The organism is Pseudoduganella violacea (genome assembly GCF_014191875.1).
GTDB lineage: Bacteria > Pseudomonadota > Gammaproteobacteria > Burkholderiales > Burkholderiaceae_D > Rugamonas > Rugamonas violacea_A.
Map to the genome: position 1 here is coordinate 124,194 of NZ_JACHXD010000013.1, position 25,788 is coordinate 149,981.

Genomic DNA, 25,788 nt, shown 5'->3' on the forward strand with positions numbered 1-25,788 from the left:
TAGATCAAATGGTGGGGGTTAGCCGCCGGCGCAGGCGCGCAGCGGGACGGGGGCGTTGGTGGCGCTGGCGGGCAGGGCTTGCGCGCCAGCGCCTCCGCTGCGCAAGCCGGCGGCGACGACGCCGCTTTTGGCGGCTTTCTCGGGCTCGATCAGGGGCATCAGGCTCGGCGCCAGGGCGACCAGCAACTGCACCGGCAGGGCGCTGGTGAAGTCGTAGTTCTTGGAGTCGGGGCCGTGCACATAGGCGGTCATACTGCCGAAGAAGCGCTCGCCGATATTGAAGACGAAGGTGGCGGAGCGGTTGACGTAGCGCGATTCGATCAGGCGTCCGCCGGCGGCGTACACGTCGAAGCGCTGGTCGCCGGTGCCGGTCTTGCCGCCAACCGGGATATTCTTGCCGTCGGCGCCGATGAAGGCGGCGCGGGCGCGCTTGGCGGTGCCGTCGGAGACGACTTCGCGCACGGCGTCGGCCACGGCGCGCGCCACTTCGGGCGAGAGCACCTGTTCGGAGCCGCTGTCCTTATTGCGCTCGACCTTGGTTTCATACGGCGTGCCGGCGGCGAAGTGCATGGAGGCGACGCGCTGGGTCGGCTTGCGCACGCCACCGTTGATGATGATGCCCATCATCTCGGCCAGCGCGGCGGGACGGTCGGCCGAGGCGCCCAGGGTGGTGGCATAGGATGGCACCAGCGAATCGAAGGGGTAGCCCATCTTCTTCCACTGGCGGTGGATTTCCATGAAGCTTTCCATTTCCAGCAGGCCGGCGATGCGCTTGTCCTGCGCATGCTTGCGGTGGGTCTTGAACAGCCATTGGTAGACTTCCTGGCGCTCCTTCTCGCTGGCGGCCACCACCTGCGTCAGCGTGGCGCCGTCATGCGTGCGCAGATAGGCCACCAGCCACAGTTCGAGCGGATGCACATTGGCCAGGTAGCCGCGGTCGGCCAGCGACCATTTGTCCATCGCGTACTGGTCGTACATGCGTTCCAGGCGGTCGTCGGGCACCTCGTTCTGGCTTTGCAGATTATCGTTGACGAAGCTGCCGAACTGCGCCAGCGTCGCCTGCGGATACAGGGTGCGGTGGATGTTCGCCAGCCGCACCGGCGTGGCGCGAATGCTGCCGACCAGGATCTTGTCCAGCTCATCGAGCGGCTTGCCCTTGTACTTGGCGTAGAAGCGGTACAGGAATTCCTTGCCTTCCTTGTCGGCGAAGCGCGCCAGGTACTGGGCGCGGCGCGGATCGTCGGCATCGGCCAGCAGGGTGGCGGACGATCCCGGCGTCTGGAAGGAGTAGTACTTCACCACGTCGCGCATCAGGCGCACGAAGACCAGATTGGTGGAACGGCGCAGCGCTTCGCGCACGGTCAGGATGCGGCTGTCGTCTTCCTTCGAGAAGTTGCCGAAGTAATGCAGGCCGCCGCCGGTGAAGAAGCCCTCGCCCGGATTGCCGGAATACTTGCGCTCCATGGCCGCCTGCAGCATGGCGGGCAGGTCGCGCTTGTCCATCGGCGTGGCGATCAGGTATTCCACGCCCCAGGCGCTGAGCCGGTCGCGCGGTTCGAGCGCCACTTTCTTCAGTTCGGCCACATCCATGCCGCCATATTTCTTGTGCAACTGGTCGACGATGTCCATATACGTGACCAGGGTGCGCAGCTTGGCGGTGGAACCCAGATCGAGCTTGGCGCCTTCGTTGATATCGAGCGGCTGGTCGAAGTTGTCGGTCTGCACGCGCAGGTAGTTGGTCTTCTCGCCTTTTTCCAGCAAGGTGAAGCTGTACACCACATTGGCCGGATCGCCGTTGCCCAGCATGCCCTTGCCGGTCAGGCCGGCGGCCTGCGCCGCGTCCGGATCGCGCAGCTCGCGCAGCACGGCGGTGACGGCGCGCTGCGATTGCGCGTCGAGCGTGGTGTTGACACTCAAGTCGAGGCGGTCCAGGTTGTAGAGGCGGTTATCGCCCAGCAGGCCGGCCAGGTGGGTGCGCACCGCGTTCGAGGCCTTGCGTGTGACGAAGGCCATGGGCGGCGCCGCCGCCACGCCGGAACCGTGGGCCGGGTGCAGTTCTTCCTTGAGCGCGGCGTCGCGCAGGGCCGGCGAGATCACGCCGGCCTGGGCCAGCACGCGCAAGTGGCTGTTGGCCAGGGTTTCCAGGTCGGCGTCGCCGTCGCCCAGGTAATAGCTGGGGCGGCGCTGCGCGATCAGCAGCGACAAGGCTTGCTTGAAGGCCAGGGCGCTGCCCGGCTGGTCCATCTTGCCGCCCAGCAGGCGGCTCACTTCCTCGAAGTCGCGGCCATACCAGACCCACATGCCGTCGCCGATGCCATTCACTTCGCCATAGCCAGGCTTGGCCGACAGCGGCACGGTGTTGAGGTAATCGACCACGATCTGGCGCCGCACGGCGGTGGTGTCCTCGCCCTGCTGGTAGGCGCGCAGGGCGGCCGAAACCATCTGCTGCAGCTTGTCCTTCATGGAGGCGGTGCGGCCTTCCGGCGAGTGGCGGTATTTCTCGATCTGCGTCGCCAGGGTGCTGCCGCCGGCGGCGCGGTGCGAGCCGGCGCCCACGCTGGCCAGCGATTTTTCCAGCACGGCCTTGCTCAGGCGGTCCCATTCCACGGCCGGATTGCGCTTCGGATAGGTGTCGTCCAGCAGCTCGCGGTTTTCGATGAAGAGCAGGCTGGCCACCAGGGCTTGCGGCGTCTTGTCGAAGCTGCCGTAGACGCGCTCGGGATAACTGGCGCTGAACAGCGGTTCGGCGCGGCAATCGTAGATCGACAGGCCGGCCTTGGTCTTTTCGCGGTAGGTGGCGAACAGGCCCATATCGGCCAGCTCGATCATCTTGGGCGAGAAGCGCGCCTGCGCCGTCACCACATAGTCCTTGCTTTTGAGCTTGCCCAGATAGTCGGGCAGATTGGCATAGCCCAGGCGCTCGTCGTAGGGGCTGTCGTGCGGGAAGCGGATCGCCTGGCTCGGTCCCGCTTCAACGCGGTAACTGAGCTTGCCCACCAGATTGGAGAAGAAGCGCGCCTGCATCGCCGAGGTGCGCACTTCCTGCAGCAGCCACCAGACGCCCAGCGAGAGCAGCACCAGCATCAACAGAATGAAGGCATTGCGGGTGCGATGCCCTTTCTTCGGTTCCGATGGCGGCGGCGTGGCCGGCTTGGTTGGCGCAAACTGCGCGTCGTCGTTGCGTTGTTCGTGTTCTGGATGGGAAGGCATAGGTACAGAGCGCAATCGGCGCCTGGCGCCACCGTAACCCATCGCCGCCGCTCCGGCGCGCAATTTGCGCACCGCGCGTACAACGACAGGGGGCCGGCGAAAACGACGATTGCTTAACATATTGTTTAAACCGGTGAATCGGGTAAATCAGCAAACCAGCACTGCTTTCGCGAGACCTCTTTCCGGCAGCGCTTGATTACCATTGCACCACAACGGCGTGCAGTGCACGGGCCGTCGGGCAGATATTTTCTTCGCCGCTGCCGATTTTCGCAAAAAAACAACGACGCTCAGCCTTCCGTGCAAGCATCGCCATCGCCGCTGTCACAGCCCTGAAACACTGCTGAAATACGGCTGTCATTTCCAAGGTTCCGCGCTTTACAGCGGACGGTATTCTGCCTCCAGTCTATCGAGTTCGGCGCACATCTGGCGGAACGCTTGCGCCGCCTGTCCCGGCTCGCCCTTCACGCCCAATTCGATATGGCGGCGCGTGCGCGCATCGCCCACGCTGGGCAGGCTGAACACCTTCACGCGCGGGAAGGACGCTTCGATCGCCACCATCAGCGGCGTCAACGCCGATTCCGCCGCTTCATATACCAGCACGGCGTGTTCGGCGCGCGGCTCGCGGTTGAACAGGTCGGCGTAATGGGTGTCGAGCACCCACTCGATCATGGGCCAGGCCATCACCGGGAAGCCCGGCACGAAGTAATGCATGCCGAGCGCGAAGCCGGGAATATTGTTGTAGGGATTGGGAATCAGGGCCGCGCCTTCGGCGAATTCGGCCATCTTCAGGCGGTGCAGGTTTTCCGCCGAATTCAGGTCGGCCACCTGGCCCGCTTCCTGCGCCACCTGCGTAATGCGCTGCTGGATCAATTCCTTGCCTTGCGGGTGCAGCCGCAGCGGTTTGTCCAGCGCAGCAGCCGCGGCCTGGCGCGTATGGTCGTCCGGCGTGGCGCCGATGCCGCCGCAGGAAAACACGATGTCGCCGCTGGCGAAGCTGCGTTTCAAGGTGGCCGTGATGCGCGCCGGATCGTCGCCCAGATATTCAGCCCAACCCAGCTGCAAGCCGCGCGCAGCCAAGAGCTGCACCACTTTGGGGAAGTGCTGGTCGACGCGTTTTCCCGAAAGGATTTCGTCGCCTATGATAATCAGTCCAATAGCCATAGCCCTGCCCTATTCCTTAAGCCGTGTGCGTGATGTCCTTCTCCACGGCGGCAGCGCGCTGGCGCGCCAGCGCCTCCAGACAATAATACTCAAACCACAGGCCGGTGAAGATAAATATCAGCACGTACAGCCAGATCGAGGCCGCCGCCAGGAAGGGGAAGAAGACCACGGCGATGGCCGCGCCGCCAAGCCAGATCAGGCCTGGCAGGGCGCCCGCCGCGCCGGACACCACGCCGATCGCCAGCAATTGCCAGCGGCGCTCGTGCATCAGCTGCTTGCGTTCGTCCTCGCTGGCGTAATCGGCCAGCGCGTCGTAGGCCATGACGCGGCTGGTCAGCCAGCCCCACAACAGCACCTGGCTGGCCAGCGCCAGCGGCGGCACGAAGTACAGCGGCAAGGTGCAGAACCAGATGGCGGCAAACAGCACGAAGCAGCGCAAGGCCATGGCCACGCTGCCCAGCAGGGTGCCGCCCTGCTTCTTCTCCAGCGTGGGGAAGTGGCGGCCGCCGACATGGCGCACGATGAAGGGCATGGCCGCCACGCCCATGAAGATCAGGGCGGTCAGGATCATCAGCGGCAGCAGGAGCAGCAGCGCGACAAAGGGCACCACCACGGTTTTCAGCGCGGCCAGCCCCCAGCTGCTGAGCCAGGAACCGCTGGCGCGGAAGCCGTCGTATTCGGTGAAGGTGGCGTGCAGCCAGTCCAGCAGCGGCTGCATGCCGAGGTAGAGCAGCCCCGCCCACACCAGCACGGAGAGGATGAAGGGCACGATGCTGAGCAGCAGCATGCGGCCGTGCAACTGCGACAGCAGCGCGCGGCCATAGGCGTTGACAACGTCGCGCATCAGACAGGTTTCCTTTTGCGGGAGAATTCCACCATGCGCTTCAAGCCCAGCCATTGCTGGCGCCAGAAGCCGCGGCCATAGTCGCGGCCGGGCCGCACGCTGCCGTCGGCATTGCTGCGCGGCAGCTGGTCGCGCACGCCGGTGGTTTCAAAGCGCGGCGTGTAATTGGCGGTGCGGAACAGAATATCCCAGACCGGCAGCAGCACGCCGAAATTGCAGCCGCCCAAAGTGCCCTGCCCTTTCGATTCGTGGCCGATGCCGATCGCATGGTGCATGCGGTGGAAGCGCGGCGACACCAGCAGGCGCTCGCCGATGAGGCCGAAATGGATGCGCACATTGGCGTGCTGCAGGCTTTGCAGCATGCGCGAGAGCGAGACCAGCAGCACGTACTGGCCGGGCGGCACGCCGATGGCCAGGGCCAGCGCACCCATCATCACATCGCGCAGCAGGTCGTCGAGCAGGTGGTTGCGGTCGTCGCTCCACAGATTCATATTGCGCTGGCTGTGGTGCAGGCTGTGCAAGCCCCACCACCAGCCGAAATGGTGCTGGGCGCGGTGGAACCAGTAATCGAAGAAGTCCAGCACCACCAGGTAGAGGAAGAAGCCCACCATGGGATTCATGCCCGGCAACAGCTCTTCCAGATTGAAGGGGCGCACATTTTCCATGCGCAGCATGCCGGCCAGACCATCCATCAGCGGATCGAGCGTGAAGAAGATCAGCACCGGGAACAGGCCGATGCGGTGGATCACCGTATAGATGAAGTCATTCCAACGCGCGCGCCTGTCGTCGAACTTATGCACGGGAATCAGGGCTTCGAGCGGGCGCAGCAGGGTAAACAGGATCACCAGCTCGCACAGGCCGGTCAGCAGCCACTCGGTGCCTTCGAAAGCCTCTTCGGTAAATTCGCCGAGGCCGGTGTAATAAATCAGGGGCTGGATCAGGCTTTCGAACAGCCAGCCCTGGGCCATGCCAAACCAGTCGGTGAGTAAATGCATCATTGCTGCTTCATCATTTCCAAATAATCAGGGTGCTCGCGCAAGGTGGCGAAGCACATGCCCTTCTGCTTCAGGCCCAGGATCAGCGGCTCCAGATTGGCCGGCGCCCACGGGTCCTTGCGCGACCAGATGCCCATATGGGCCATAAAGATATCGCCGCCGCGCAAGCCATCCAGCGATTTTTTCAACAATAGCGCATTCGGCGCCGTTTCGCTGGGCAGCTCGTCGCCGGAGAAGCCGGCCTTGGCCCAGCCCACGTGGGCGTAGCCGCAGGCCTTGGCCGCCGCCAGCGTGCGCGGCGAGGTGCGGCCGCCGGGCGCGCGCCACAAGGGATCGAGGCCGCGCCCGGTCAGCTCGCGGAAACGCTGGTCGACGCGGCGGATTTCCGCGCAATACTGCTGGGCCGTCCACTGCTGGCTATGCCCGGCCTGGGCGCCGAATTGCGGTTTGACCTGGATCAAACCGTTGGCCGCATCTTTTTGCCAGTAGACGTGATCGAAGGTATGCGAGCCGAAAGCATGGCCTTCCGCGACGCGGGCCTTCCAGTACCCGGCCCAGGCGGGATCGAGCGAATAGTCGCCGCGCACGGTCTTTTCATTGGCCAGGAAGAAGGTGGCCTTGATCTGGTGCCGGTGCAAGGTGGCGGCGATCAGCTCGGCCTGGGACTGGCTGCCCGTGTCAAACGTCAGGTAGACCGTGCCGCGGCACGCCGGCGCGGCGGGCGTAGACTGCGCCGTGGCAAGCGCGGCAAGGGCCAGCGCCGCTGCGGCGGCGGCCCTTGCCCGTTTTCCTGCGTGCGGTGGGGTGTTGCGCGGGGCTGGCATCGGCCCTCCTGCCTTACATGCGCGCCGAGGAATTGGCGAAGAACACGCCGTGCGGCGAGCGGCCGACCGGAATCAGATTGGTGACCTTGCGCGTCGGCAGGTCGATTACCGCCACTTTCTTGATCCAGCGCAGCGTCACCCACATGGTCTTGCCATCTTCCGTGATTTCCATGCAGTCCGGACCGCCCGGCACATTGATGGTGCCGACGTTTTCCAGCGTTTTCTGGTCGATGATGTTGATGGTGTTCGAGACGCGGTTCGACACATAGATCATGCGGTTGTCGCCATGGGCGCGGAAGTTGTGCGTGCCGGCGCCGGCCTTGATGCGCTTGACGGTCTTCTGGGCGCGCCAGTCGATCACTTCCACATAATCGGAACCCATGATGCCGACCAGCAGGTATTTATCGTCCGGCGTCACGGTGATGCCGGCCGGCAGCTTGCCCACCGGCAGCGTCCACTTGATGGCCTGCGTCGTCAAGTCGATGGCGCTGACCTGGTCGCTGCCCTGGCGCGTGATGAAAGCGGTCTTGCTGTCGGCGCTGAAAGCGATATGGCTGGGCAGCTTGGGCATGGGCAGGCGCTTGGCCAGCGTGAAGTTCTTGCCGTCGTAACGGTAGACGTCCACATGGTCGAGGCGCAGCGCGGTGGCGATGAACCATTTCTGGTCCGGCGAAAAGCCGATCTGGTAAGGATCGGTGATGTCTTTGACGTGGCGCTGGATCTGGCCGGTTTTCGGATCGAGGAAGATCAGCTCATTGCCGACGGCGCTGGCGACGATCAGGGACTTGTTGTCCGGCGTGGCCATCAGGTGGTGCGGCTCTTTGCCAACGGCAAAGGTGGACAGGCTCTTCTTCGTATTCTGATCCAGCAGTTGCACGGTGGCGTCACGGGAATTGAGGATGACCACGACATTGGCCTGGACCGCTGGAATGGCGGCGAACAGGCAGAGGAACAGAACGGCACGACGGATACTGCGTAACATGAAAAATCTCGCCTGAGAGAAGCAAAACCTTATTTTAAAGGGAAACCGGGGTTTATATAGTTATTGCCGACAATATTTAAGGGTGATTTAAAGCGCGCCTTAAGTCTAGCTGCCAGTTTTATTCGTGCCATGAATACCGCAGCGCCATGGCGCGGGCTGAAACCATGCACTACAATCGGGGGCTAAATCCCCTATTGATTAACCAAGGAGCATCCATGTCCATCATCACCACCCCATCCGGCCTGCAATACGAAGACATCACCACCGGCGACGGCGCCGAAGCCAAGGCGGGCCAGAACGTCACCGTGCATTACACCGGCTGGCTGCGCAACGACGACGGCAGCAAAGGCCCGAAATTCGATTCGAGCAAAGACCGCAACGATCCGTTTGAATTCGCCCTGGGCGCCGGCATGGTGATCCGCGGCTGGGACGAAGGCGTGCAAGGCATGAAGATCGGCGGCCTGCGCCAGCTGACCATCCCGGCTGAGCTGGGCTATGGCGCGCGTGGCGCCGGCGGCGTGATCCCGCCCAACGCCACCCTGATCTTCGACGTCGAACTGCTGGGCGTATAAGATGCCGCGCGCCCTGTTGGCGGCAGTGCCGGCAGTGCTGGGCGCCAGCCTGCTGGCGGCGACGCTCGGCGGCTGCGCCGTCGTGGCCGTCACCGGCGCCGTGGTCGGCGCCGGCGTGACGGTGGCCTCCACCGCCGTCGATGTGGGCGTGGCGGCCGGCAAGGGCGTGGTCTCGGTCGGCAAGGCCGTGGCCGGGTCCGGCGACGACGAGAAGAAATAAGAAGCGGAAGGCCGGCGTTCAGCCGGCCTTTCCTCCCCCTCCAAGCAAGCTCAATATAGCAAGTTCAGCGTTTCCATCCCTTGCGCATGGCTTCGCGCTCGCCGCGCTCATCGAGCGGCTGGGCGCCGCTGCGCTGGTCGATCGCATCCTGCACCACTTGCGGCATCTCCGCCGCCGCCTGGCGCGAAGCGCCCGGCGAGGCCGGCCGCATATACTGCACCAGCAAAGGCAGGCGCCACTCGCCGCCGTTCTTGCAAGCCAATCCCGCCAAATCCTGCACATTGCCATCGGCGATAAAGCTACGGCAAAACAGTCCGTCCACCGACACGAAGGTCAGACCGATGCGGACACCGCCGGCCGCCACCGCGTTCGACATCAGCTGGCGCTCCAGCGCCGTGGCCAGCTTGCCCTGGGCCATCAAGCCGCCCTCGCGGCTGACCACGCTTTCGCTGACGGCATCCGTTTGCAACCACATCAGTCCATAGCGTCCCGCCAGCATGCCCAGCACCAGCGTGACGAGCAGCGCCGTCCACACCGGCCAGGACCAGCGCCACAGATGGCGCGCGCGGCGCGCCGCCTGCTGACTGGCTTCCTTTCTGGCACGCACGGCCGCCAGCTGCACCACAATGGCCTGGTGCTGCGGCTGGCGCCGCCGTCCCTGCGCCGCCTCGCTGCTGCCCGCGTGTGTCAGCTTGAATCGGGCCACGCGCTCAGCCAGACCGGCATCGCGCTGCATGGCCTCTTCAATGGCATGGCGGGTCGCCTGGTCCAGTTCCCCGTCGGCATAAGCCATCAGGACATCGTCGGAAAAACTCATGATTCCATCCCCGCCCGTTCAGAATCCGATTCCTTATATTAGCACCGGGCTGCGCTAATTCGTGCCCTGTTTGCGCGGCAGCGACAGGGCTGCGCACATCAACCGCGCACCCGCCGCGCCAATGCGGTGCAGCGGCGGCGCGCATCGCGGACAGCCAGGTTTTACGCCTGTTTTTTGGGCAGTTTTGTCGCAAGCCATGCACTGTAAGGGTTTCTTCAAACAGAAAGCATTACATTTGGCAATTATTGTGCTAATCTGCGCGCTCTATTAACCAAGGAGGTAGTAATGAAAAAAGGCGAACTGATTGCAGAATTTGCGAAGCGTACCGAGATGTCCGGTGCCGCCGCCAATGACGCAGTGAACACTCTGATTGCCATCGTTACCGAGCGTCTGAAAAAAGGCGATACGGTCGGCATCACCGGCTTCGGCACCTTCTCCGTCGCCAAACGCGCTGCACGCAAAGGCCGCAATCCTGCAACCGGCGAAGCGATCAAAATCGCCGCGTCCAAAACCCCAAAATTCTCGGCTGGCGCTACCCTGAAAGCGGCAGTGAACCCAACCAAGAAGAAGTAATTCTCGGTCCCGCCGAAACGGCGGTTCAGGGCAGTCCCTTCGGCCTGTCCTGAACCGCCGTTTTTTCATGGGCGCCCGATTTGAGCCTTCCCTCTAGTTTTCCGGCACTGCGCGGCGGGGCTTCTTTGTATGATATGGCCCTTACCCATCGCCAAGAGGAGATTAGACATGAGTTTGCAAGAGCAATTCGATCAGGCCGTGCTGGATTCGAAAAACCTGCCTGAGCGCCCGGACAATATGACCCTGCTGAAAATCTACGCCCTGTTCAAACAGGCGTCGGCGGGCGATGCCAGCGGCGAGCGCCCCGGCATGACCGACTTCGTCAACCGCGCCAAATTCGACGCCTGGGCCAATCTGAAAGGCACGTCGCAGGAAGAAGCCAAGCAGCAGTACGTCGACCTGATCGAAGAACTGAAAGCCGCTTGATACAGCAAGCGCAGGCAAAAAAAACGGGGCGCCTCAGAGCGCCCCGCTGTTTTTTAAGCCGGAAGCCGGTTCAAGCCGCGCCGGCAAACACCTTGCGCATATTCTCGGCCACCTTGCTTTCGATGCTGGAAGAGAAGGCGCTGAGCAGGAAGCCCAGCTTGATTTTCATCTGCGCCTGTTCCGGCGCCAGGGTCAGCGAACCTTCCACGCCGCTGCGCTCGAAACGCAGCACATCGCCTTGCCACGTGCAGGCCAGGTCGAATTCCTGGGCCATTTTTTGCGCCACTTTTTCCGCGGCCGCCCTTGCCTGGGCTGGGTCCAGGCTGTGTTCCTGGGTGATGTTGATATCGGCCATGCGCCTTCCTCGTCCTGAGCAAAAGGCGCAATGATGCCACAGCCTAGAGCAGGCGGAAAGCCAGGATGGCGACGATGGTCGGCCCCAGGGCCGCCAAAAACAGGTAGGCGGCATTCACTGTGCCCAGCTCGAAATGCCCTTTGAGGATGGCCATGCCGGCCGGATTCGGCGCGTTGGCGATCACCGTCAGGCCGCCGCCGGTGACGGCGCCCGTCACCAGCGCATATTTGAAATCGTCGCTCAGCCCTTCCACCAGCGAACCCAGATACGTCAGTGCCGCGTTGTCGGTGACGGCCGTCAGCGCGGTGGCGCCGTAGTAGACGGCCGAACTGCTCATGCTCATCAGCACGCGCTCCAGCCACCATTGCTGCTGGCCGCCCAGCACCACCAGGCCGGCCAGGAAGAAAGCCACCATCAAGCCTTCGCGCAGGATCAAGCGTTCCTGGTAGCGCGCATAGGCGTGGGCCACGCCGAGGAAGAACAGGAAGAGGCCAAGGAAGACGGCCGGATGGTGGGAAAACACCACCACCCCAGCCAGGAAAGCCAGATGGACCAAGGTCAAAGGCCAGGGCACGTGCGCCTCCTCGGCCTCGCTGGCCGGGCGGTGCGCCGACAACTCGCCGGCGAACAGCAAGGTCGCGGCCATGGCATTGACGGTCACGGCCAGCGCCGCCTTCCAGCCGATGTGGCTGAGCATGAAAGCCATATCCCACTGCCATTTGCCGGCCACCATCAGCACCGGCGGCGCGGCGAACGGGGTCAGCGTGCCGCCGATCGAGACATTCACGAACAGCACGCCCAGCGTCGCGTATTTCAGCCGCTCCGACAGGCCGCGCGCGAAAATGCTGTGCGACAGGATCATGGCGCCCAGGGTCATGGCGGCCGGTTCCGTGATGAAGGAGCCGAGCAAGGGCACCACGGCCAGCACGGTGAAGTAAAAGCCCATGCTGCCCGGCAGGCGCACCACGCTGGCCAGCAGGCGCACGCCGGCCCGGGTCGCCACCAGCACCGGGCGCGTGGCGGCAATCACCATGATGGTGAAGACGAACAGCGGCTCGGTGTAGTTGCGGCTGTCCAGGTAAGCGGTGGCGGCGGGCGAACCATCGAGCGCGAAAATGCACAGCACCAGCACCAGCGCCCAAAAGCCGAACACGACTTCCACCTCGCCCAGCAGATGCCAGATGCCGGCGTGGGCCGGATGGGCATGGGCCAGGCGTTCGAACAGCTTGGTGGAAAAGGTATGCAGGACGGCGATGGCGAACAAGGCCGCGCCTATGATTTGGATGCTGGTCGGTGCCACTCGGTCTCCCCTGTTGTTTTACTGTTTTCTCCGATTGTACTTTGTGCGGGATCAAACGCCAGGCGGCGGCGCGGGAGAACCATGGTTTTCCAGGACGGCGCCGCCGTCGCTCACCGGGAGAACATCATGGACCGCCAAGTCACCGTGCCGCTGCAAGCCGTCGTCACCGAATGCGCCGCCCTGCCCGTCGGCTATGTGCCGACGCCCACGGCATCCTACCGCCAGCACCGCAAGACGGTGCAGCTGACCGTGCAGCCCGGCCGGCCCCGCCTCGACCCGGCCGCGCCGCCGGCGCCGCCGCTGCCCACCGGTTCGCGCGTACTGATCTGGAAACAGGACCCCTCGGTGAGCGAGATGGGCACGCGCAAAACCTTCCTGCCCGGCGTGGTGCTGAGCGGTCCGCGCGACGCGCGCATCGCCAGCGGCGCCGAGATCGCCCCGGTCAGCCCCAATGCTTTCGGCGACTTCATCCTCTCGCCCAATACCGAGCAGTTCGACGCCGTGCACACCTTCGCCGTGGTGCGCCAGACCCTGACCATGTACCAGCGCGCGCTGGCGCATGATGGCGCCGCCTCGCCCCTGCCCTGGGCCTGGAACAGCGAACACGATACCGAGGCGCTCACGGTGCACGCCCACGGCCTGCCGAACGTGATGAACGCCTATTACAGCCGGCAGGAAAAGGCGCTCAAGTTCGGCGACTTCGTACCCAGCGGCGCCAGCGAGCGCGTGTTCACCTGCCGCTCCTTCGACATCGTGGCGCACGAAACCGGCCACGCCGTACTCGACGGCCTGAAACCGCGCTGGCTGCTCAACAGCAATCCACCGCAGACCGGCGGCCTGCACGAAAGCTTCGGCGACCTGACCGCCATCTTCCTGGCCCTGTCCCAGCTCGACCAGGTGGAGGCGGTGATCGCCCAGACCCGCGCCGACCTGCACGACAAGACCTTCCTGGCCGATATGGCCGAGCAGTTCGGTCTGGCCCTGGGCCGGCCCAATGGCTTGCGCAACGCCGACAACGACCTCAAGCTGTCCGAGGCCGGCACCGAAGTCCATGCTATCTCCCAGGTCTTTACCGGGGCGATTTACGATATTCTTGCCGACATCTTCAGCTTCGAGCGCCATCCCGGTGCGGAAGACGATGCCGCCGTGCTGCACCGCGTGGCGGCCTATCTGCGCGGCCTGCTGCTGCGCGCCCTGGTGGCCGCGCCCGAGCGGGCGGCCACCTATGCCGACGTGGCCGGCCAGCTGCTGCGCCTGGCAGGGGAAGATGGGGTGCCGCCCGCGTACAGCGAATTCATCCGCAACCGCTTCGCCCTGCGCGAGGTGATCGCGGCGGTGGCTGAAGGCGTGGGTGCGGCGCCGGCCGAAGAGCAGACCGTGATCGCCCTGGTGGAGGATGAGCCGGGCGCGCGGCAAGACCGGCGCGCCTGCTGCGGCACCATGAATCACGCCGAATACTTTGAATTGGAAGGGGTTTTGGACGGGGAACGCGCGGCGCTGGCGCAGTGGTGCCGCCAATATAGTGTGCGAACCACATAAGCCCCTGTATTGACAAGGGATTTGTATCATTTGGGCCGCGAATTTGCTTATTTGTATTGTGTCTAAGCCTGAATTGTGAGAAAGAGCGAATTACCTTAAAATACAGTGCTTTGCTGAAGTAATCTGCCGAATTCATAGCTAGCCGCTTCAGCGCATCAACATTGATAGGACTGTTATGACTCACGTTGTCACCGAATCTTGCATCGCCTGCCGCTACACGGACTGCGTCGATGTGTGCCCGGTCGATTGTTTCCGCGAAGGCCCGAATTTCCTAGCCATTGACCCCGACGAGTGCATCGATTGCGCCGTGTGCGTGGCCGAATGCCCGGTCAACGCCATTTTCGCTGAAGAAGACGTGCCGTCCGATCAGCAGCAATTCATCAAAATCAATAGCGATCTCTCGCGCAACTGGCCTTCGATCACGAAGACCAAGCCAGCCCTGCCTGAAGCCGAGCAGTTCAAGGACGTCCAGGAAAAAGCCCACCTGCTGGTGCGCTAAGGCGGGATTTGCAGCCGGTATCGGGAGTCCGCAGCGCCGTCCGGCGCGGCGTAGTAGCATATCGGCCTGCTAATTTTGAAATAACAGGAATGAAAGCGTATGAATAGCGTAACTGCCACCACCCCAGGAAGCGTCATTGAAGCTGACGCCGTCATCATCGGTGCAGGCCCAGTCGGCCTGTTCCAGGTATTCGAACTCGGCCTGCTGGAAATCAAGGCCCATGTGATCGATTCCCTGGCGGCGGTTGGCGGCCAGTGTGTGGAGCTGTATCCGGACAAGCCTATCTACGACATTCCCGCCGTTCCTTCCTGCACCGGCCAGGAACTGACCGACAATCTGCTCAAACAGATCGCCCCGTTCGACCCGACCTTCCACCTGGGCCAGGAAGTGACCGTGGTGGAACGCCGCGAAGACGGCCGCTTCAATGTCGAAACCAATATCGGCACCAAGTTCATCACCAAGACCATCTTCATCGCCGCCGGCGTGGGTTCCTTCCAGGCGCGCACCCTGAAAGTGGACGGCATCGAAGAATTCGAGAACAAACAGCTGTTCTATCGCGTCAAGGAACCGGCCCTGTTCGAAGGCAAGAACCTGGTGATCTGCGGCGGCGGCGACTCCGCCCTGGACTGGGCCCTGAACTTCGTCGGCAAGGCCGAATCGGTGGTGCTGCTGCACCGCCGCGAAGACTTCCGCGCCGCGCCCGCTTCCGTGGCCAAGATGAAAGCGCTGTGCGAAGACTACGAAATGCAGCTGATCATCGGCCAGGTCACCGGCCATGAGAGCAAAGACGGCCTGCTGACCGAAATCAAGGTCACCGGCGCCGATGGCGTGACCCGCCGCGTGCCGCTCGATATGCTGCTGGTGTTCTACGGCCTGTCGCCGAAGCTGGGTCCGATCGCCGAATGGGGTCTGGACATCGAGCGCAAACAGCTCAAAGTGATGAACACCGAGAAGTTCGAAACCAATGTGCCGGGCATCTTCGCCGTGGGCGACATCAACACCTACCCAGGCAAGAAGAAGCTGATCCTGTCCGGCTTCCACGAGGCGGCCCTGGCGGCCTTCGGCGCGGCGCCTTACATCTTCCCGGACAAGAAGATCCATATGCAATACACCACCACCTCGCCGAAGCTGCACAAGGTGCTGGGCGTGGAAACGCCAGTGTTCGACTGACAACAGTCTAAGAAAACTCCTACAAAAAAGCAGCGGGAACGCTGCTTTTTTTATGGGCGCGGCACTATTATTGTGCCTAAAGGGACACTGGAGGCAGGCCGGATCGCCTACTTTCTGACGGTTACGGTGAAATGCTGTACTGCATGAATAAATGGCCTATAATTGATTCATGTTTGTCCGCGGCGCTTTTTTTGCTGCACCGCACACGACCCGGGATTACCTATGCTTTACCAACTCCACGAAATGCAACGCTCCTTCCTGAACCCGCTGATGCAGTGGGCGGAAGCGTCGTCCAAACTTTTTAGCAACCCGGTGTCGCCCCTTGCCCACACGCCGTTTTCGCAGCGCATCGCGGCCGGCTACGAGCTGATGTACCGCCTGGGCAAGGACTATGAGAAGCCCGCTTTCGGCCTCGATTACACGCCGGTCAAGGGCAAGACCAAGGATGCGCGCATCATCGAGGATGTTGCACTGCAAAAGCCGTTTTGCCGCCTGATCCACTTTCGCAAGGATTTGAGCGACAAGGACATGCGCGCCCTGAAGCAGCCCACCGTGCTGCTGGTGGCCCCGCTGTCCGGCCACCACTCCACCCTGCTGCGCGACACCGTACGCGGCCTGCTGCCGGAACACGACGTCTACATCACCGACTGGACCGATGCGCGCATGGTGCCGGTCTCGGAAGGCCCCTTCCACCTGGACGACTACATTTTCTACGTGCAGGAATTCATCCGCCTGCTGGGGCCGGATGTCCACGTGATCTCGGTCTGCCAGCCGACGGTGCCGGTGCTGGCCGCCATTTCGCTGATGGCCTCGGCCAAAGATCCGAAGCTGCCCAAGACCATGACCATGATGGGCGGCCCGATCGATCCGCGCAAATCGCCGACCCAGGTCAACAATCTGGCGACCGAGAAGAAATTCTCCTGGTTCGAAAACACCGTGATCTATCCGGTGCCGCCGAACTACCCCGGTTTTGGCCGCAAAGTCTATCCCGGCTTCCTGCAGCACGCCGGCTTCATCGCCATGAATCCAGGCCGCCACGCGCAAAGCCACCGCGAGTTCTACATGCACCTGGTAACGGGCGACGACGAGCCGGCCGACAGCCACCGCAAGTTCTACGACGAGTACAATGCCGTGCTCGACATGCCGGCCGAATACTATCTGGACACCATCAAGACCGTGTTCCAGGACTTCAGCCTGCCGCAAGGCACGTGGAAGGTCGGCGGCCAGTTGGTGCGTCCGCAGGACATCACCACGGTGGCCCTGTTCACCGTCGAAGGCGAGCTCGACGACATCTCCGGCGCCGGCCAGACCCAGGCCGCGCACGAGCTGTGCAGCGGCATCCCGGCCGAGATGCAGCAAGACTTCGTGGCGCCGGGCGCCGGCCACTACGGCATCTTCTCCGGCCGCCGCTGGCGCGAAGTGATCTGCCCCAAGATCGGCGAGTTCATCCGGAAGCACGGCTAAGCGCTTACACGCTTTTGCAGCAAAACGCCCCGCACCGCTTTGGCGGCCGGGGCGTTTTTCATGCGCGCTCGATTTTCACCGTTGGCCGCGTATTCGGATAAATCTGCTCCACGCGCGGCTCGTCCGGCCCCGGCTTCTGGATGCTGTAACCGTTCACCGGCTGCGAGCGGTTGACCCAGAGCGCGTAATACAAATGGTCGGCGCGCGGATCGTCCGTATTCGGGTGGATCAGGATGGTCAAGCCCAGGCTGTTCAACTGCAGCCAAGGCACGATCACCGGCAGCAGATCGTTGGTGAAGCCGAAATAGAACGATGGTGTCACGTGCGGGCCGCGCGGCTCCAGATTCCAATCCCCCAGCTCCACCGAAAAGCGCTCCGCCGCCCACTTACGGATCAAGGCCGCCTTCTGATAGCTATCCTCATCAAAATAAATATGGGCGTGGTAGCTCTCGATATCCGTATAAGCGCGCGGCTTGGCGGGCAGCGCCTGCTCCCCCGGCCGCACGTTCGGCGGACGCGGCGTCGGCGCCTTGAAAGTCTCATAGCCCCAAGGACTCTTGCCCGGCTCCGGCTTCTTGGCCGGCGCCGTCTGCGCCAGCGACAAAGGCGCAATCGTCCCCGCCGCCACCGCCAGCCCACCGCGCCGCAGCCAATTGCGCCGCTGCGGCGACAGCACGTCCGCCCATTCCTGATCCTCCTTCATGCCCCCTCCTCTCTCCATTTGATCTTCCTCAATAAATGTCCCACCCTGGTGTCAGGCACCAAGGTCGGACATTGTTTGATATTGCTCAAGGAATGTCCGACTGCGGTGCCTGACACCAGGGTGGACATTGTTTGATTTGGCGCAAACATTAGCTTAGAAGCGCAGCGTGGCGCGGGCGTACCAGGTGCCGCCGACGACGCCTAAGGGGCCGCTGTTGTCGACCGCGCCGCTGTATTGGGCGAGGTTGGCGGAGCTGCGGGCATCCAGCGGGAGCTGGCTCGGTTTGCGATTGAACAGGTTGTTGGCGCCGACGGTCAGACTAAGCTGGCGCGTGATGTCGTAGCCGACGCTGGCGTCGGTGACGAAGGCGGCGGGGATGTAGTAGTCGCCGCCGGTGTTGCTGTTCAGGCGTTTCAAGCGGCCGTAGCGGGTTTCCTTGAACTGCACTTTCCATGGGCCTTGGTCGTAGGCCAACGTGAGAATTTCCTTGTCGCGCGGGGCGCGGTACAGCAGCTCGTATTGGGCCGATTTGTTCAGGGTGTCGATATTGGGCAGGCCTTGCAGGACGGCGGGCACGGGGGCGATGCCGGTCAGCGTGGTCTTGTTCAGATTCAGCGCGGCGCTCCAGCGCAGCCTGCCGCCGGTGACCTTGAGACTGTCTTCGGCCGTGAAATCGAGACCGCGGGTGCGGGTGTCGCCGACATTGGCGAAGTAGTGGGCGACCAGGCCATTGCCGGGCGTGAGGCCGGCGCCGCGCAGCAGGCTTTCGATGGCGGCCGCTTGCTGCGCGCTCAACGCCTGGCCGCTGCCGTCCAGCGCGATGCCGGAGCTGCGGTCGATGCCGATTTCGGAGGAGACGCCGAGGCGGTTGTCGACGTCGATCTGGTAGAGGTCCAGCGCCAGCCTCAGACTGCTGGCGGGACTGAAGACCAGACCGGCCGTGATGCTGCGCGCCTGCTCCGGCTTGAGCGCCTGCGCGCCGAGCGCGCGGGCCGCCGCCGACGTCGGCTGGGCCAGCAGATAGGGCACGCCCGCATGGTCGGAAGTGTTCGAGTAGGACTGCGTCACCAGGCTCGGAGCGTGGAAGCCATTGCTGACGGTGGCGCGCAGCGCCCAGGCCGGGGCCAGCTCATAGCGCGTGGAGAGGCGGCCGGAGAGCTTGTTGCCGAAATCGGAGTAGCGTTCGGCGCGCGCGGCGGCGTCGATCAGCAGCGCGGGCAACGGCTGCACGCTCAGCCCCGCATACGCCGCATGGCTGCGGCGCGCGGTGTCGCTGGCGTCCACCGGCCGATAGCCCGACAGCGCCGAGGAGCCGCCGCCCAGATAGGAGGCCGGTTCGCCCGCGGAGCGCCGCTGCTGTTCGCGCGAATATTCGAGGCCGACGCTGAGTTCCGCCGGCTGCGCCAGTCCGGGCAGCGCCAGCGGCCGGCGCGCATCGGCATTCAGCACCGAGCGGCTATAGCGTTGATTGCCGATGTAGAAATCGGTTTGCGCACCCGGATAAGTCAACGAGTAGTTGGCCGAGTGCTCGACGCCCACATCGATATCGTCCTTGCCGTAACTGGCGCTCAAGTCCCAGCTCCAGCCCGCGCCCTGCCCTTTCACGCCGCCGGTCAAGGCAAAGTCCCGCTCGCGCGTGGTTTCGAACGGCGTAAAGCCATCGGGATAAACGGCCAGCAGCCCCTTGTTATTGTTGAAGATCGTATTCGGCAGGCGGAAGTTCTGCGCCGAGCCGGCGTCGCGCCGCGCATAGGTGCCGAAGCCATACAGCTGCACGCTGTCATTCAAGTCGTAGCCCGCATTCAGACCGAAGGTGGCGGTGCTGCTTTCGGGCAGCCCCAGATTGCGCCATGGATTGCCATTGCGTCTGGCCTCCGCCGGATTGGGCGAAGCGCCCGCAGGCAGGGAGTTGTTCGGCCCCAGCTTCACCAACTGCCCATCGCTATTGCGCACGGCGGGGTAAGACAGGTAGCCGGGATTCAGCGCGAAGTTGCGCACGGCTGGACTCTGGTGATTGAACTCGGCGCTCGCATGCAGGAAGCCTTGCCCATTCAAGCGGCTGCCGCCATCGATGCGCGCATAGCTGTTGCTGCCGTCGCCCTGGTAGCTGCGGCCCGTCTGGCCGGAGATGCTGCCGCTATCGTCGCTCTTGAGGATGATATTGATGACGCCCGCGATCGCATCCGATCCATAGATGGCGGACGCGCCGTCGCGCAGCACTTCCACGCGCGCAATCGCGCCGGTGGGAATCAGGGCCAGATCGGGCGCCACCGAACCGGGAAAGCCGTCTTCATTGACGATGGCGGTGCTGTGACGGCGCTTGCCGTTCACCAGGATCAGCGTATGCGAGGGATCGAGATTGCGCAGCTGTCCGGCGCGCACGATGCTGCCCAGATCGGGTTGCACGCGGGCCGGCAGATTGAATGAGGGCAGTGCCGTATCCAGCGCTTCCAGCAGATTCAGTTTGCCGCTGGCCTGCAGTTGCTGGGCGCTGATGATGTCGACCGGCGCTGCGCTATTGTCGGCGGTGCGGCCGCTGGCGCGCGCGCCCGTCACCAGCACGGTTTGCGCCTCCTCCGCTTGCGCCATCGCCAGCATGGGCTGCATCAGCAAGAGGGCGAGGATGGTGCGGCGGGGAAGACCGAAACGGTGCTGCGGCACAGACATGGGCAAGTCCTTTCAGAAGCGGCGGCGCCACCACGGCGGCCGACTGGCTTGCAAAAGACTAAACGCCTCGGGAAATTTTCAGAACGAATGCTTTCGCATGTTCATATGCGTGAATGCGAATTCAACGATTAATTCTCGGACGGGGCCGCGCCGTCCATGCCGATGCGGCGCCAGTATTCGCGCTCGAATTTGGCGAGGTCGATCTCGCGCGCGGCGTCGTTATAGGCTTTCTGCTGCGCCAGCCCTTCGGCCGTGCGCTTGAAGCAGATGTGCACCGCGCGTTCCTTGAAGGCTTGCTCCGAGAAGGTAATGCGTTCGCGTTCGGCCTTGCTGAAGCGGCCGCTGTTGTAGAGCAGATGACGCAGCACATGCTTCTCCACCACGATGGCGGGGAAGCGTTTGGACAGCAGCTTGCGCAGATTGATCTCGTCGTTCACGCCCTCTTCCGCGCGCAGCAGACCTTGCCGCGCCATGCCGTCGAACTGCTCGCCGTTCGAATAGCCGGCCACGGTGCCGATGCGCATGCCGGTCAGCTCGGCCAGGCTGCCGGCCTGCAGCGCCGCGTCTTTCAGGAAGACCAGCACAGTCTGCGTATTGCCGATGGGGGCGGAGAAGTGGCACAGCTTTTCGCGCTCGGGCGTGCGCCACACGGCCATGAAGCCGGCGTAGCGCGGATGGTGCAGGCCGAATTCCATGGTGCGCTTCCAGGGGAAGTATTCGACCTGCGCGCTTTGTCCGAGTTTTTCGTAGACGGCGCTGACCAGGGTGCCGGACAAGCCATGGCCCGGCAGCGTCGGCGTGATGAACGGCGGCCAGTCTTCGGCGGCAAAGCGCACGTTGTCCGCTGGCGCCGCGAGCGCGGAGGCGCTGGGCAGCAGCAGCCATAGCATCAATGCAAGCGGCCTGACTCGTTCGGGCATTGCCACTCCGGATTCGCCATTCGAATAGTGGATGTATCAGCCTATGCTCCCACGAATAGCAGTTTAGTACCAAGTTGTATATTTGCAACTATTTCCAGAGGGGCGATTCCCTGAACGCGGCATGGGGTTTTGCTGCCGCCGCGCGCCAGATGGCGGATAATGGCGCTTTACCGTATTCCCTTGCATCGTGACCGAACCCAAATCGCTGGCCGACCGCATCGAAGACGCCCTGCCGCAGACCCAATGCACCAAATGCGGCTACCAGGGCTGCCGTCCGTACGCCGAAGCCATTGCCGCAGGCAGCGCTGAGATCAATCAATGCCCGCCGGGCGGCGCCGAAGGCGTGCAGCGCCTGTCGTCCATCACCGGCCGCGCCGTCATTCCCATCAATCCCGTCAACGGCCTGGAACGGCCGCGCGCCGTGGCCTTTATCGACGAGTCGCTGTGCATCGGCTGCACGCTGTGCATCCAAGCCTGCCCGGTGGACGCCATCGTCGGCGCGGCCAAGCAGATGCATACCATCGTGCCCGATCTGTGCACCGGCTGCGATCTGTGCGTGGCGCCCTGCCCGGTCGACTGCATCGTCATGTATCCGGTGACGGAAACCAGCGGCTGGGCCGCCTGGAGCCAGGCCGATGCCGAGTCGGCGCGCGAACGCCACGACTTCCGCGCGGCGCGCCTGCGCCGCGAGCGCGAGGAAAACGATGCGCGCCTGGCCGCCAAAGCCGTGGCCAAGCTGGCGGCGGTGGACCGTCTGAGTCCGGAGAACGACGCCGAACAGGCCGAGAAAGAACGCAAGCGCGCCATCATCGCCGCCGCCATGGAACGCGCACGCCTGAAAGCCGAAGCAGCCAAGGCCGAGAAGGCCACCCAAGCGGACAATGAGGACAAGAACAAAGAATGAACGCAGCCAAACGCTACGAAATTTTCCGCCGCCTGCGCGAGGCGAATCCCTCCCCCAAGACCGAACTGGAATATACGACGCCGTTTGAGCTGCTGATTTCCGTGCTGCTGTCGGCGCAGGCCACTGATGTCGGCGTGAACAAGGCCACGCGCCGCCTGTATCCGGTGGCGAACACGCCGGCCAAAATCCTGGCGCTGGGCGTGGATGAGCTGATGAGCTATATCCAGACCATCGGCCTGTACAAGACCAAGGCCAAGAACGTGATGGCGACCTGCCAGATCCTGCTCGACAAGCACGGCGGCGAAGTGCCGCGCACGCGCGAGGAACTGGAGGAGCTGCCCGGCGTGGGCCGCAAGACGGCCAATGTGGTGCTCAACACGGCCTTCGGCGAGCTGGCGATGGCGGTCGATACGCATATCTTCCGCGTGTCGAACCGCACCGGCATCGCGCCCGGCAAGAACGTCGATATCGTGGAAGAGAAACTTATGAAGTTCGTGCCCAAGGAATTCCTGCTCGACGCCCACCATTGGCTGATCCTGCACGGCCGCTACACCTGCGTCGCGCGCAAGCCGCAGTGCTGGAACTGCATCATCGCCGATCTGTGCGAATTCAAGGGCAAGACGCCAACGCCGGCCAACGCCTGATTTTTACACCGCGTATAGACGCCGCCCCGCACTTTTTAGGCGGCGTTTACGCGGCTCTTGATAAGCTCATTCCTGTCTCTTCACCATCCAAGGGAGAAAATGAATGGGCACCCTGTCACGCATCCTGCCGGCCGCGCGCCGTCCCGGCAAGCCTGCCGCCGCACAAGGCACGCGCCTGATTTCTGTCATCGTCGGCGCCGAATCCATCACGGCCTTGCGCCGCGTGGCCTTCCATATCTGCGGCTGCCGTCTGGCGTCCATGCGCATCGAAAGTTGGGGCGAGGGGCAGATGCGCGCCAGCCTGTATTTGACGCGCGGCGACGACGGCGGCATCGATGCCGCCCTGCGTCAGCATTTTCCCAACGCGCTGATATTGAGCGCGCCCGGCCATCTGCCCCATTGAGGCCAAGGCATGGATAAGCACACTCACCTGGCTGCGCCGGTGCGCTGCGCCCAGCGCCAGGCCGCCAGCATGCGCCGTCTGGCCTGGGGCTTGGCCCTGGCTTCGCTGATGCTCGCCGTGGCGCTGCCGCTGGCCGGCGCAGGATCGGCTTAGAGCAGCACCAGATTGTCGCGGTGGATCAGTTCCTGGCCTTCGACGAAGCCGAGGATGGCTTCGATCTCGGAGGATGGTTTGCGCATGATGCGGCGCGCTTCGGCGCTGGTGTAGTTGGACAGGCCACGCGCCACCGGCTGGCCGTCTTCGCCGACGCAGGTGATGACGGCGCCGCGTCCGAATTCGCCGCGCACGTCGCTGACGCCGATCGGCAGCAGCGACTTGCCTTCCTTGCTCAGCTTCTGCACCGCGCCGGCATCCAGCACCACCTGGCCGGCGGTATGCAGGTGATCGGCCATCCACTGCTTGCGCGCCGTGAGCTGGCCGGTCTGCGCCGCCAGCTCGGTGCCGATCTCCTCGCCGCAGGCGAGACGGGTCAGCACCTCGGCTTCGCGGCCGAAGGCGATCACAGTGTGCGCGCCGGATTTGGCGGCGCGCTTGGCGGCCAGGATCTTGGTCAGCATGCCGCCGCGGCCCAGACTGGAACCGGCGCCGCCGGCCATCGCTTCCAGCGCGGGATCGCCGGCTCGGCCATTGGTGATCAGGGTGGCGGCGGGATCTTTGCGCGGGTCGGCGCTGAACAGGCCACGCTGGTCGGTCAGGATGATCAGCGCATCGGCTTCGATCAGGTTGGCGACCAGGGCGCCCAGGGTATCGTTGTCGCCGAACTTGATCTCGTCGGTGACGACGGTGTCGTTCTCGTTGATGATGGGGACCACGCCCAGGCGCAGCAAGGTGGTCAGCGTGGAGCGCGCGTTCAGATAGCGTTCGCGGTCGGCCAGGTCGGCGTGCGTCAGCAGCACCTGGGCCGTGCCGATCTGGTGAGCGCGGAAACTGGTTTCGTAAATCTGGGCCAGGCCCATTTGGCCGACGGCGGCGCAGGCCTGCAATTCGTGGATATCGGTCGGACGCTGCTCGAAGCCCAGGCGCAGCATGCCTTCGGCAATCGCGCCCGAGCTGACCAGCACCACTTCCTTGCCCAGGGCGCGCAGCGCGGCAATCTGCGCGGCCCAGCGCGCGATGGCGGCATGGTCCAGGCCACGGCCATCGTTGGTCACCAGGGAGGAACCCACTTTCACGATGATGCGGGTGGCTTCTTGAATCAGGGATGTCATGTGCGGCGTTTCTCGTTAAAGGGGACGATAAAACTTGCGATGTGCTGCAGCCGGAAAAACAAACGGCATAAGCGATGAGATCGATTATGCCGTTGCTGAAGAATTAAATGAAGAGGGTGGCTCGAAGAATCAGTCCAGAACCTTGAAACGTGGATCATCCGGATCGATGGACGAGATACCGCGCGCTTCCTCGGTCATCTGCGTTTCTTCGGAACGCTGCTCGCTGTGGCGCTTCTCTTCCAGGTATTTGTAGATCGCGTTGACCAGGTCTTGCGTGCCTTCGTGGCTCAGGGCCGAAATCTCGAAGACCGGCCCCTTGAAGCCCATCTTCTTGACGAAGTCCTTGACCTTCTTGGCGCGTTCTTCGGCAGGAATCACGTCCAGCTTGTTGAGCACCAGCCAGCGCGGCTTCTCGCCCAGCGCCGGATCGTACTTCTGCAATTCCTTGACCAGGGCCTTGGCTTCCTTGACCGGATCGACCGTCGCCTCGAACGGCGCCAGGTCGACGATATGCAGCAGCAGGCCGGTGCGCGACAGGTGGCGCAAGAACTGGTGACCCAGGCCCGCGCCTTCAGCCGCGCCTTCGATCAGGCCTGGAATGTCGGCGATCACGAAGCTCTTCTCGTGCGACACGCGGACCACGCCCAGGTTCGGGTGCAGGGTGGTGAACGGGTAATCGGCAATCTTCGGACGCGCATTCGACACGGCCGTGATGAAGGTGGACTTGCCCGCGTTCGGCATGCCCAGCAGACCCACGTCGGCCAGGATCTTCAGCTCCAGGCGCAGTTCGCGGCGTTCGCCTTCCTTGCCTTCGGTCTTTTGACGCGGCGCACGGTTAGTCGACGTCTTGAAGTGAATATTGCCCCAGCCGCCCTCGCCGCCCTTGGCCAGCATTTCGGTCTGACCGTGCTCGGTCATGTCGGCGATGATTTCGCCCGACACTTCGTCGATGATCAGCGTGCCGACCGGCATGCGCAGCACGACGTCGTCGGCACCCTTGCCATAGCAGTCGGAACCGCGGCCGGATTCGCCATCCTTGGCGCGGTGCATCTTCGAAAAGCGGTAGTCGACCAGCGTGTTGACGTTGCGGTCGGCTACGGCCCAGATGGTGCCGCCCTTGCCGCCGTCGCCGCCGTCCGGGCCGCCGAAGGGTCTAAATTTTTCACGGCAAAAAGAGGCGCAGCCATTGCCGCCGTTGCCGGCGATGACTTCAATTCTTGCTTCGTCGATAAACTTCATAATGTGCCGCCATAAAACTAAAAAGGCCCTACCGCTGGCAGAGCCTTTCGATTGAAGGCTTGCGCCTTACTGTGCGTGGTAGCCTGCGC

At 63.6% G+C, this 25,788-nt stretch carries 26 protein-coding genes; 12 read left to right on the forward strand and 14 right to left on the reverse strand.

The window, feature by feature from the left end; genetic code table 11:
• Nucleotides 1–18 precede the first annotated feature (18 nt).
• The 6 genes from FHS03_RS20685 to FHS03_RS20710 form a co-directional block, all read right to left on the reverse strand.
• Nucleotides 19–3,210: a transglycosylase domain-containing protein gene (locus FHS03_RS20685; RefSeq protein WP_183442827.1), complete on the reverse strand. Its 3,192-nt coding sequence runs from the start codon at nucleotides 3,208–3,210 to the stop codon at nucleotides 19–21.
• Between the two features lie 375 nt (nucleotides 3,211–3,585).
• The gene (locus FHS03_RS20690; RefSeq protein ID WP_183442828.1) at nucleotides 3,586–4,371 is read right to left on the reverse strand and encodes a competence/damage-inducible protein A; all 786 of its coding nucleotides are present in this window, start codon (nucleotides 4,369–4,371) and stop codon (nucleotides 3,586–3,588) included.
• A gap of 16 nt (nucleotides 4,372–4,387) precedes the next feature.
• Nucleotides 4,388–5,215, reverse strand: coding sequence for an EI24 domain-containing protein (locus FHS03_RS20695; RefSeq protein ID WP_183442829.1), 828 nt, complete (start codon nucleotides 5,213–5,215; stop codon nucleotides 4,388–4,390).
• Nucleotides 5,215–6,213, reverse strand: coding sequence for a sterol desaturase family protein (locus tag FHS03_RS20700; RefSeq protein ID WP_183442830.1), 999 nt, complete (start codon nucleotides 6,211–6,213; stop codon nucleotides 5,215–5,217). The genes FHS03_RS20695 and FHS03_RS20700 overlap by 1 nt, the downstream gene beginning before the upstream one ends.
• A complete protein-coding gene (locus tag FHS03_RS20705; RefSeq protein WP_183442831.1) occupies nucleotides 6,210–7,034 on the reverse strand; it encodes a polysaccharide deacetylase family protein in 825 nt (274 codons plus the stop codon). Before FHS03_RS20705 ends, FHS03_RS20700 begins: the two co-directional genes overlap by 4 nt.
• Nucleotides 7,035–7,047: 13 nt before the next feature.
• Nucleotides 7,048–8,016: a YncE family protein gene (locus FHS03_RS20710; protein WP_183442832.1), complete on the reverse strand. Its 969-nt coding sequence runs from the start codon at nucleotides 8,014–8,016 to the stop codon at nucleotides 7,048–7,050.
• A gap of 215 nt (nucleotides 8,017–8,231) precedes the next feature.
• Here FHS03_RS20710 and FHS03_RS20715 point away from each other — a divergent pair, with 215 nt between their 5' ends.
• Together FHS03_RS20715 and FHS03_RS20720 are read left to right on the forward strand one after the other, a co-directional pair.
• On the forward strand, nucleotides 8,232–8,588 hold the full coding sequence (locus tag FHS03_RS20715) for an FKBP-type peptidyl-prolyl cis-trans isomerase (protein WP_050409185.1): 357 nt from the start codon (nucleotides 8,232–8,234) through the stop codon (nucleotides 8,586–8,588).
• Between the two features lies 1 nt (nucleotide 8,589).
• Nucleotides 8,590–8,808 (forward strand): hypothetical protein, encoded by a 219-nt coding sequence (locus tag FHS03_RS20720; protein WP_050409186.1) that lies wholly within the window; start codon nucleotides 8,590–8,592, stop codon nucleotides 8,806–8,808.
• A 64-nt stretch (nucleotides 8,809–8,872) separates the two neighbouring features.
• On the opposite strand, the gene FHS03_RS20725 is transcribed toward FHS03_RS20720, so the two are convergent.
• Nucleotides 8,873–9,625, reverse strand: coding sequence for an anti-sigma factor (locus tag FHS03_RS20725; RefSeq protein WP_183442833.1), 753 nt, complete (start codon nucleotides 9,623–9,625; stop codon nucleotides 8,873–8,875).
• 285 nt (nucleotides 9,626–9,910) lie between these two features.
• Here FHS03_RS20725 and FHS03_RS20730 point away from each other — a divergent pair, with 285 nt between their 5' ends.
• Together FHS03_RS20730 and FHS03_RS20735 are read left to right on the forward strand one after the other, a co-directional pair.
• The gene (locus FHS03_RS20730; RefSeq protein ID WP_050409188.1) at nucleotides 9,911–10,198 is read left to right on the forward strand and encodes an HU family DNA-binding protein; all 288 of its coding nucleotides are present in this window, start codon (nucleotides 9,911–9,913) and stop codon (nucleotides 10,196–10,198) included.
• A gap of 168 nt (nucleotides 10,199–10,366) precedes the next feature.
• On the forward strand, nucleotides 10,367–10,624 hold the full coding sequence (locus FHS03_RS20735) for an acyl-CoA-binding protein (protein ID WP_183442834.1): 258 nt from the start codon (nucleotides 10,367–10,369) through the stop codon (nucleotides 10,622–10,624).
• A 70-nt stretch (nucleotides 10,625–10,694) separates the two neighbouring features.
• Here FHS03_RS20735 and FHS03_RS20740 read toward each other — a convergent pair whose 3' ends face one another.
• Both FHS03_RS20740 and FHS03_RS20745 read right to left on the reverse strand, forming a co-directional pair.
• Entirely contained in the window at nucleotides 10,695–10,979 is a 285-nt protein-coding gene (locus FHS03_RS20740; RefSeq protein WP_050409190.1) for a polyhydroxyalkanoic acid system family protein, read from the reverse strand.
• Nucleotides 10,980–11,022: 43 nt separating this feature from the next.
• Nucleotides 11,023–12,279, reverse strand: a complete 1,257-nt coding sequence (locus FHS03_RS20745; protein WP_183442835.1) for a putative Na+/H+ antiporter — start codon at nucleotides 12,277–12,279, stop codon at nucleotides 11,023–11,025.
• A 126-nt stretch (nucleotides 12,280–12,405) separates the two neighbouring features.
• Here FHS03_RS20745 and FHS03_RS20750 point away from each other — a divergent pair, with 126 nt between their 5' ends.
• The 4 genes from FHS03_RS20750 (at nucleotide 12,406) to FHS03_RS20765 (ending at nucleotide 16,951) form a co-directional block, all read left to right on the forward strand.
• Entirely contained in the window at nucleotides 12,406–13,818 is a 1,413-nt protein-coding gene (locus FHS03_RS20750) for a gluzincin family metallopeptidase (RefSeq protein ID WP_183442836.1), read from the forward strand.
• A 175-nt stretch (nucleotides 13,819–13,993) separates the two neighbouring features.
• Entirely contained in the window at nucleotides 13,994–14,317 is a 324-nt protein-coding gene (fdxA, locus tag FHS03_RS20755) for a ferredoxin FdxA (RefSeq protein WP_050409193.1), read from the forward strand.
• Between the two features lie 99 nt (nucleotides 14,318–14,416).
• Entirely contained in the window at nucleotides 14,417–15,487 is a 1,071-nt protein-coding gene (locus FHS03_RS20760; protein ID WP_183442837.1) for an NAD(P)/FAD-dependent oxidoreductase, read from the forward strand.
• 222 nt (nucleotides 15,488–15,709) lie between these two features.
• Nucleotides 15,710–16,951, forward strand: a complete 1,242-nt coding sequence (locus tag FHS03_RS20765) for a polyhydroxyalkanoate depolymerase (protein ID WP_183442838.1) — start codon at nucleotides 15,710–15,712, stop codon at nucleotides 16,949–16,951.
• 58 nt (nucleotides 16,952–17,009) lie between these two features.
• Here FHS03_RS20765 and FHS03_RS20770 read toward each other — a convergent pair whose 3' ends face one another.
• From FHS03_RS20770 to FHS03_RS20780, 3 genes are all read right to left on the reverse strand, one after another.
• Nucleotides 17,010–17,654, reverse strand: a complete 645-nt coding sequence (locus FHS03_RS20770; RefSeq protein WP_221208205.1) for a DOPA 4,5-dioxygenase family protein — start codon at nucleotides 17,652–17,654, stop codon at nucleotides 17,010–17,012.
• A gap of 153 nt (nucleotides 17,655–17,807) precedes the next feature.
• Nucleotides 17,808–20,321, reverse strand: coding sequence for a TonB-dependent receptor plug domain-containing protein (locus FHS03_RS20775; RefSeq protein ID WP_183442840.1), 2,514 nt, complete (start codon nucleotides 20,319–20,321; stop codon nucleotides 17,808–17,810).
• Nucleotides 20,322–20,449: 128 nt separating this feature from the next.
• Nucleotides 20,450–21,241 carry a substrate-binding periplasmic protein gene (locus FHS03_RS20780; RefSeq protein WP_229426321.1) on the reverse strand — a complete coding sequence of 264 codons (792 nt, stop codon included), beginning with the start codon at nucleotides 21,239–21,241 and terminating at the stop codon, nucleotides 20,450–20,452.
• Nucleotides 21,242–21,428: 187 nt separating this feature from the next.
• On the opposite strand from FHS03_RS20780, the gene rsxB reads away from it, so the two are divergent.
• From rsxB to FHS03_RS20800, 4 genes are all read left to right on the forward strand, one after another.
• On the forward strand, nucleotides 21,429–22,145 hold the full coding sequence (rsxB, locus tag FHS03_RS20785; protein ID WP_183442841.1) for an electron transport complex subunit RsxB: 717 nt from the start codon (nucleotides 21,429–21,431) through the stop codon (nucleotides 22,143–22,145).
• Nucleotides 22,142–22,789, forward strand: a complete 648-nt coding sequence (nth, locus tag FHS03_RS20790; protein WP_183442842.1) for an endonuclease III — start codon at nucleotides 22,142–22,144, stop codon at nucleotides 22,787–22,789. The genes rsxB and nth overlap by 4 nt, the downstream gene beginning before the upstream one ends.
• A 103-nt stretch (nucleotides 22,790–22,892) precedes the next feature.
• Complete coding sequence (locus FHS03_RS20795; protein WP_183442843.1) at nucleotides 22,893–23,192, forward strand: hypothetical protein; 300 nt, start codon at nucleotides 22,893–22,895, stop codon at nucleotides 23,190–23,192.
• A gap of 9 nt (nucleotides 23,193–23,201) precedes the next feature.
• On the forward strand, nucleotides 23,202–23,345 hold the full coding sequence (locus FHS03_RS20800) for a hypothetical protein (protein WP_183442844.1): 144 nt from the start codon (nucleotides 23,202–23,204) through the stop codon (nucleotides 23,343–23,345).
• On the opposite strand, the gene proB is transcribed toward FHS03_RS20800, so the two are convergent.
• On the reverse strand, nucleotides 23,342–24,460 hold the full coding sequence (proB, locus tag FHS03_RS20805; RefSeq protein ID WP_183442845.1) for a glutamate 5-kinase: 1,119 nt from the start codon (nucleotides 24,458–24,460) through the stop codon (nucleotides 23,342–23,344). The two genes, FHS03_RS20800 and proB, sit on opposite strands and share 4 nt — an antisense overlap.
• 129 nt (nucleotides 24,461–24,589) lie before the next feature.
• The gene (obgE, locus tag FHS03_RS20810) at nucleotides 24,590–25,699 is read right to left on the reverse strand and encodes a GTPase ObgE (protein WP_183442846.1); all 1,110 of its coding nucleotides are present in this window, start codon (nucleotides 25,697–25,699) and stop codon (nucleotides 24,590–24,592) included.
• Between the last annotated feature and the right edge of the window lie 89 nt (nucleotides 25,700–25,788).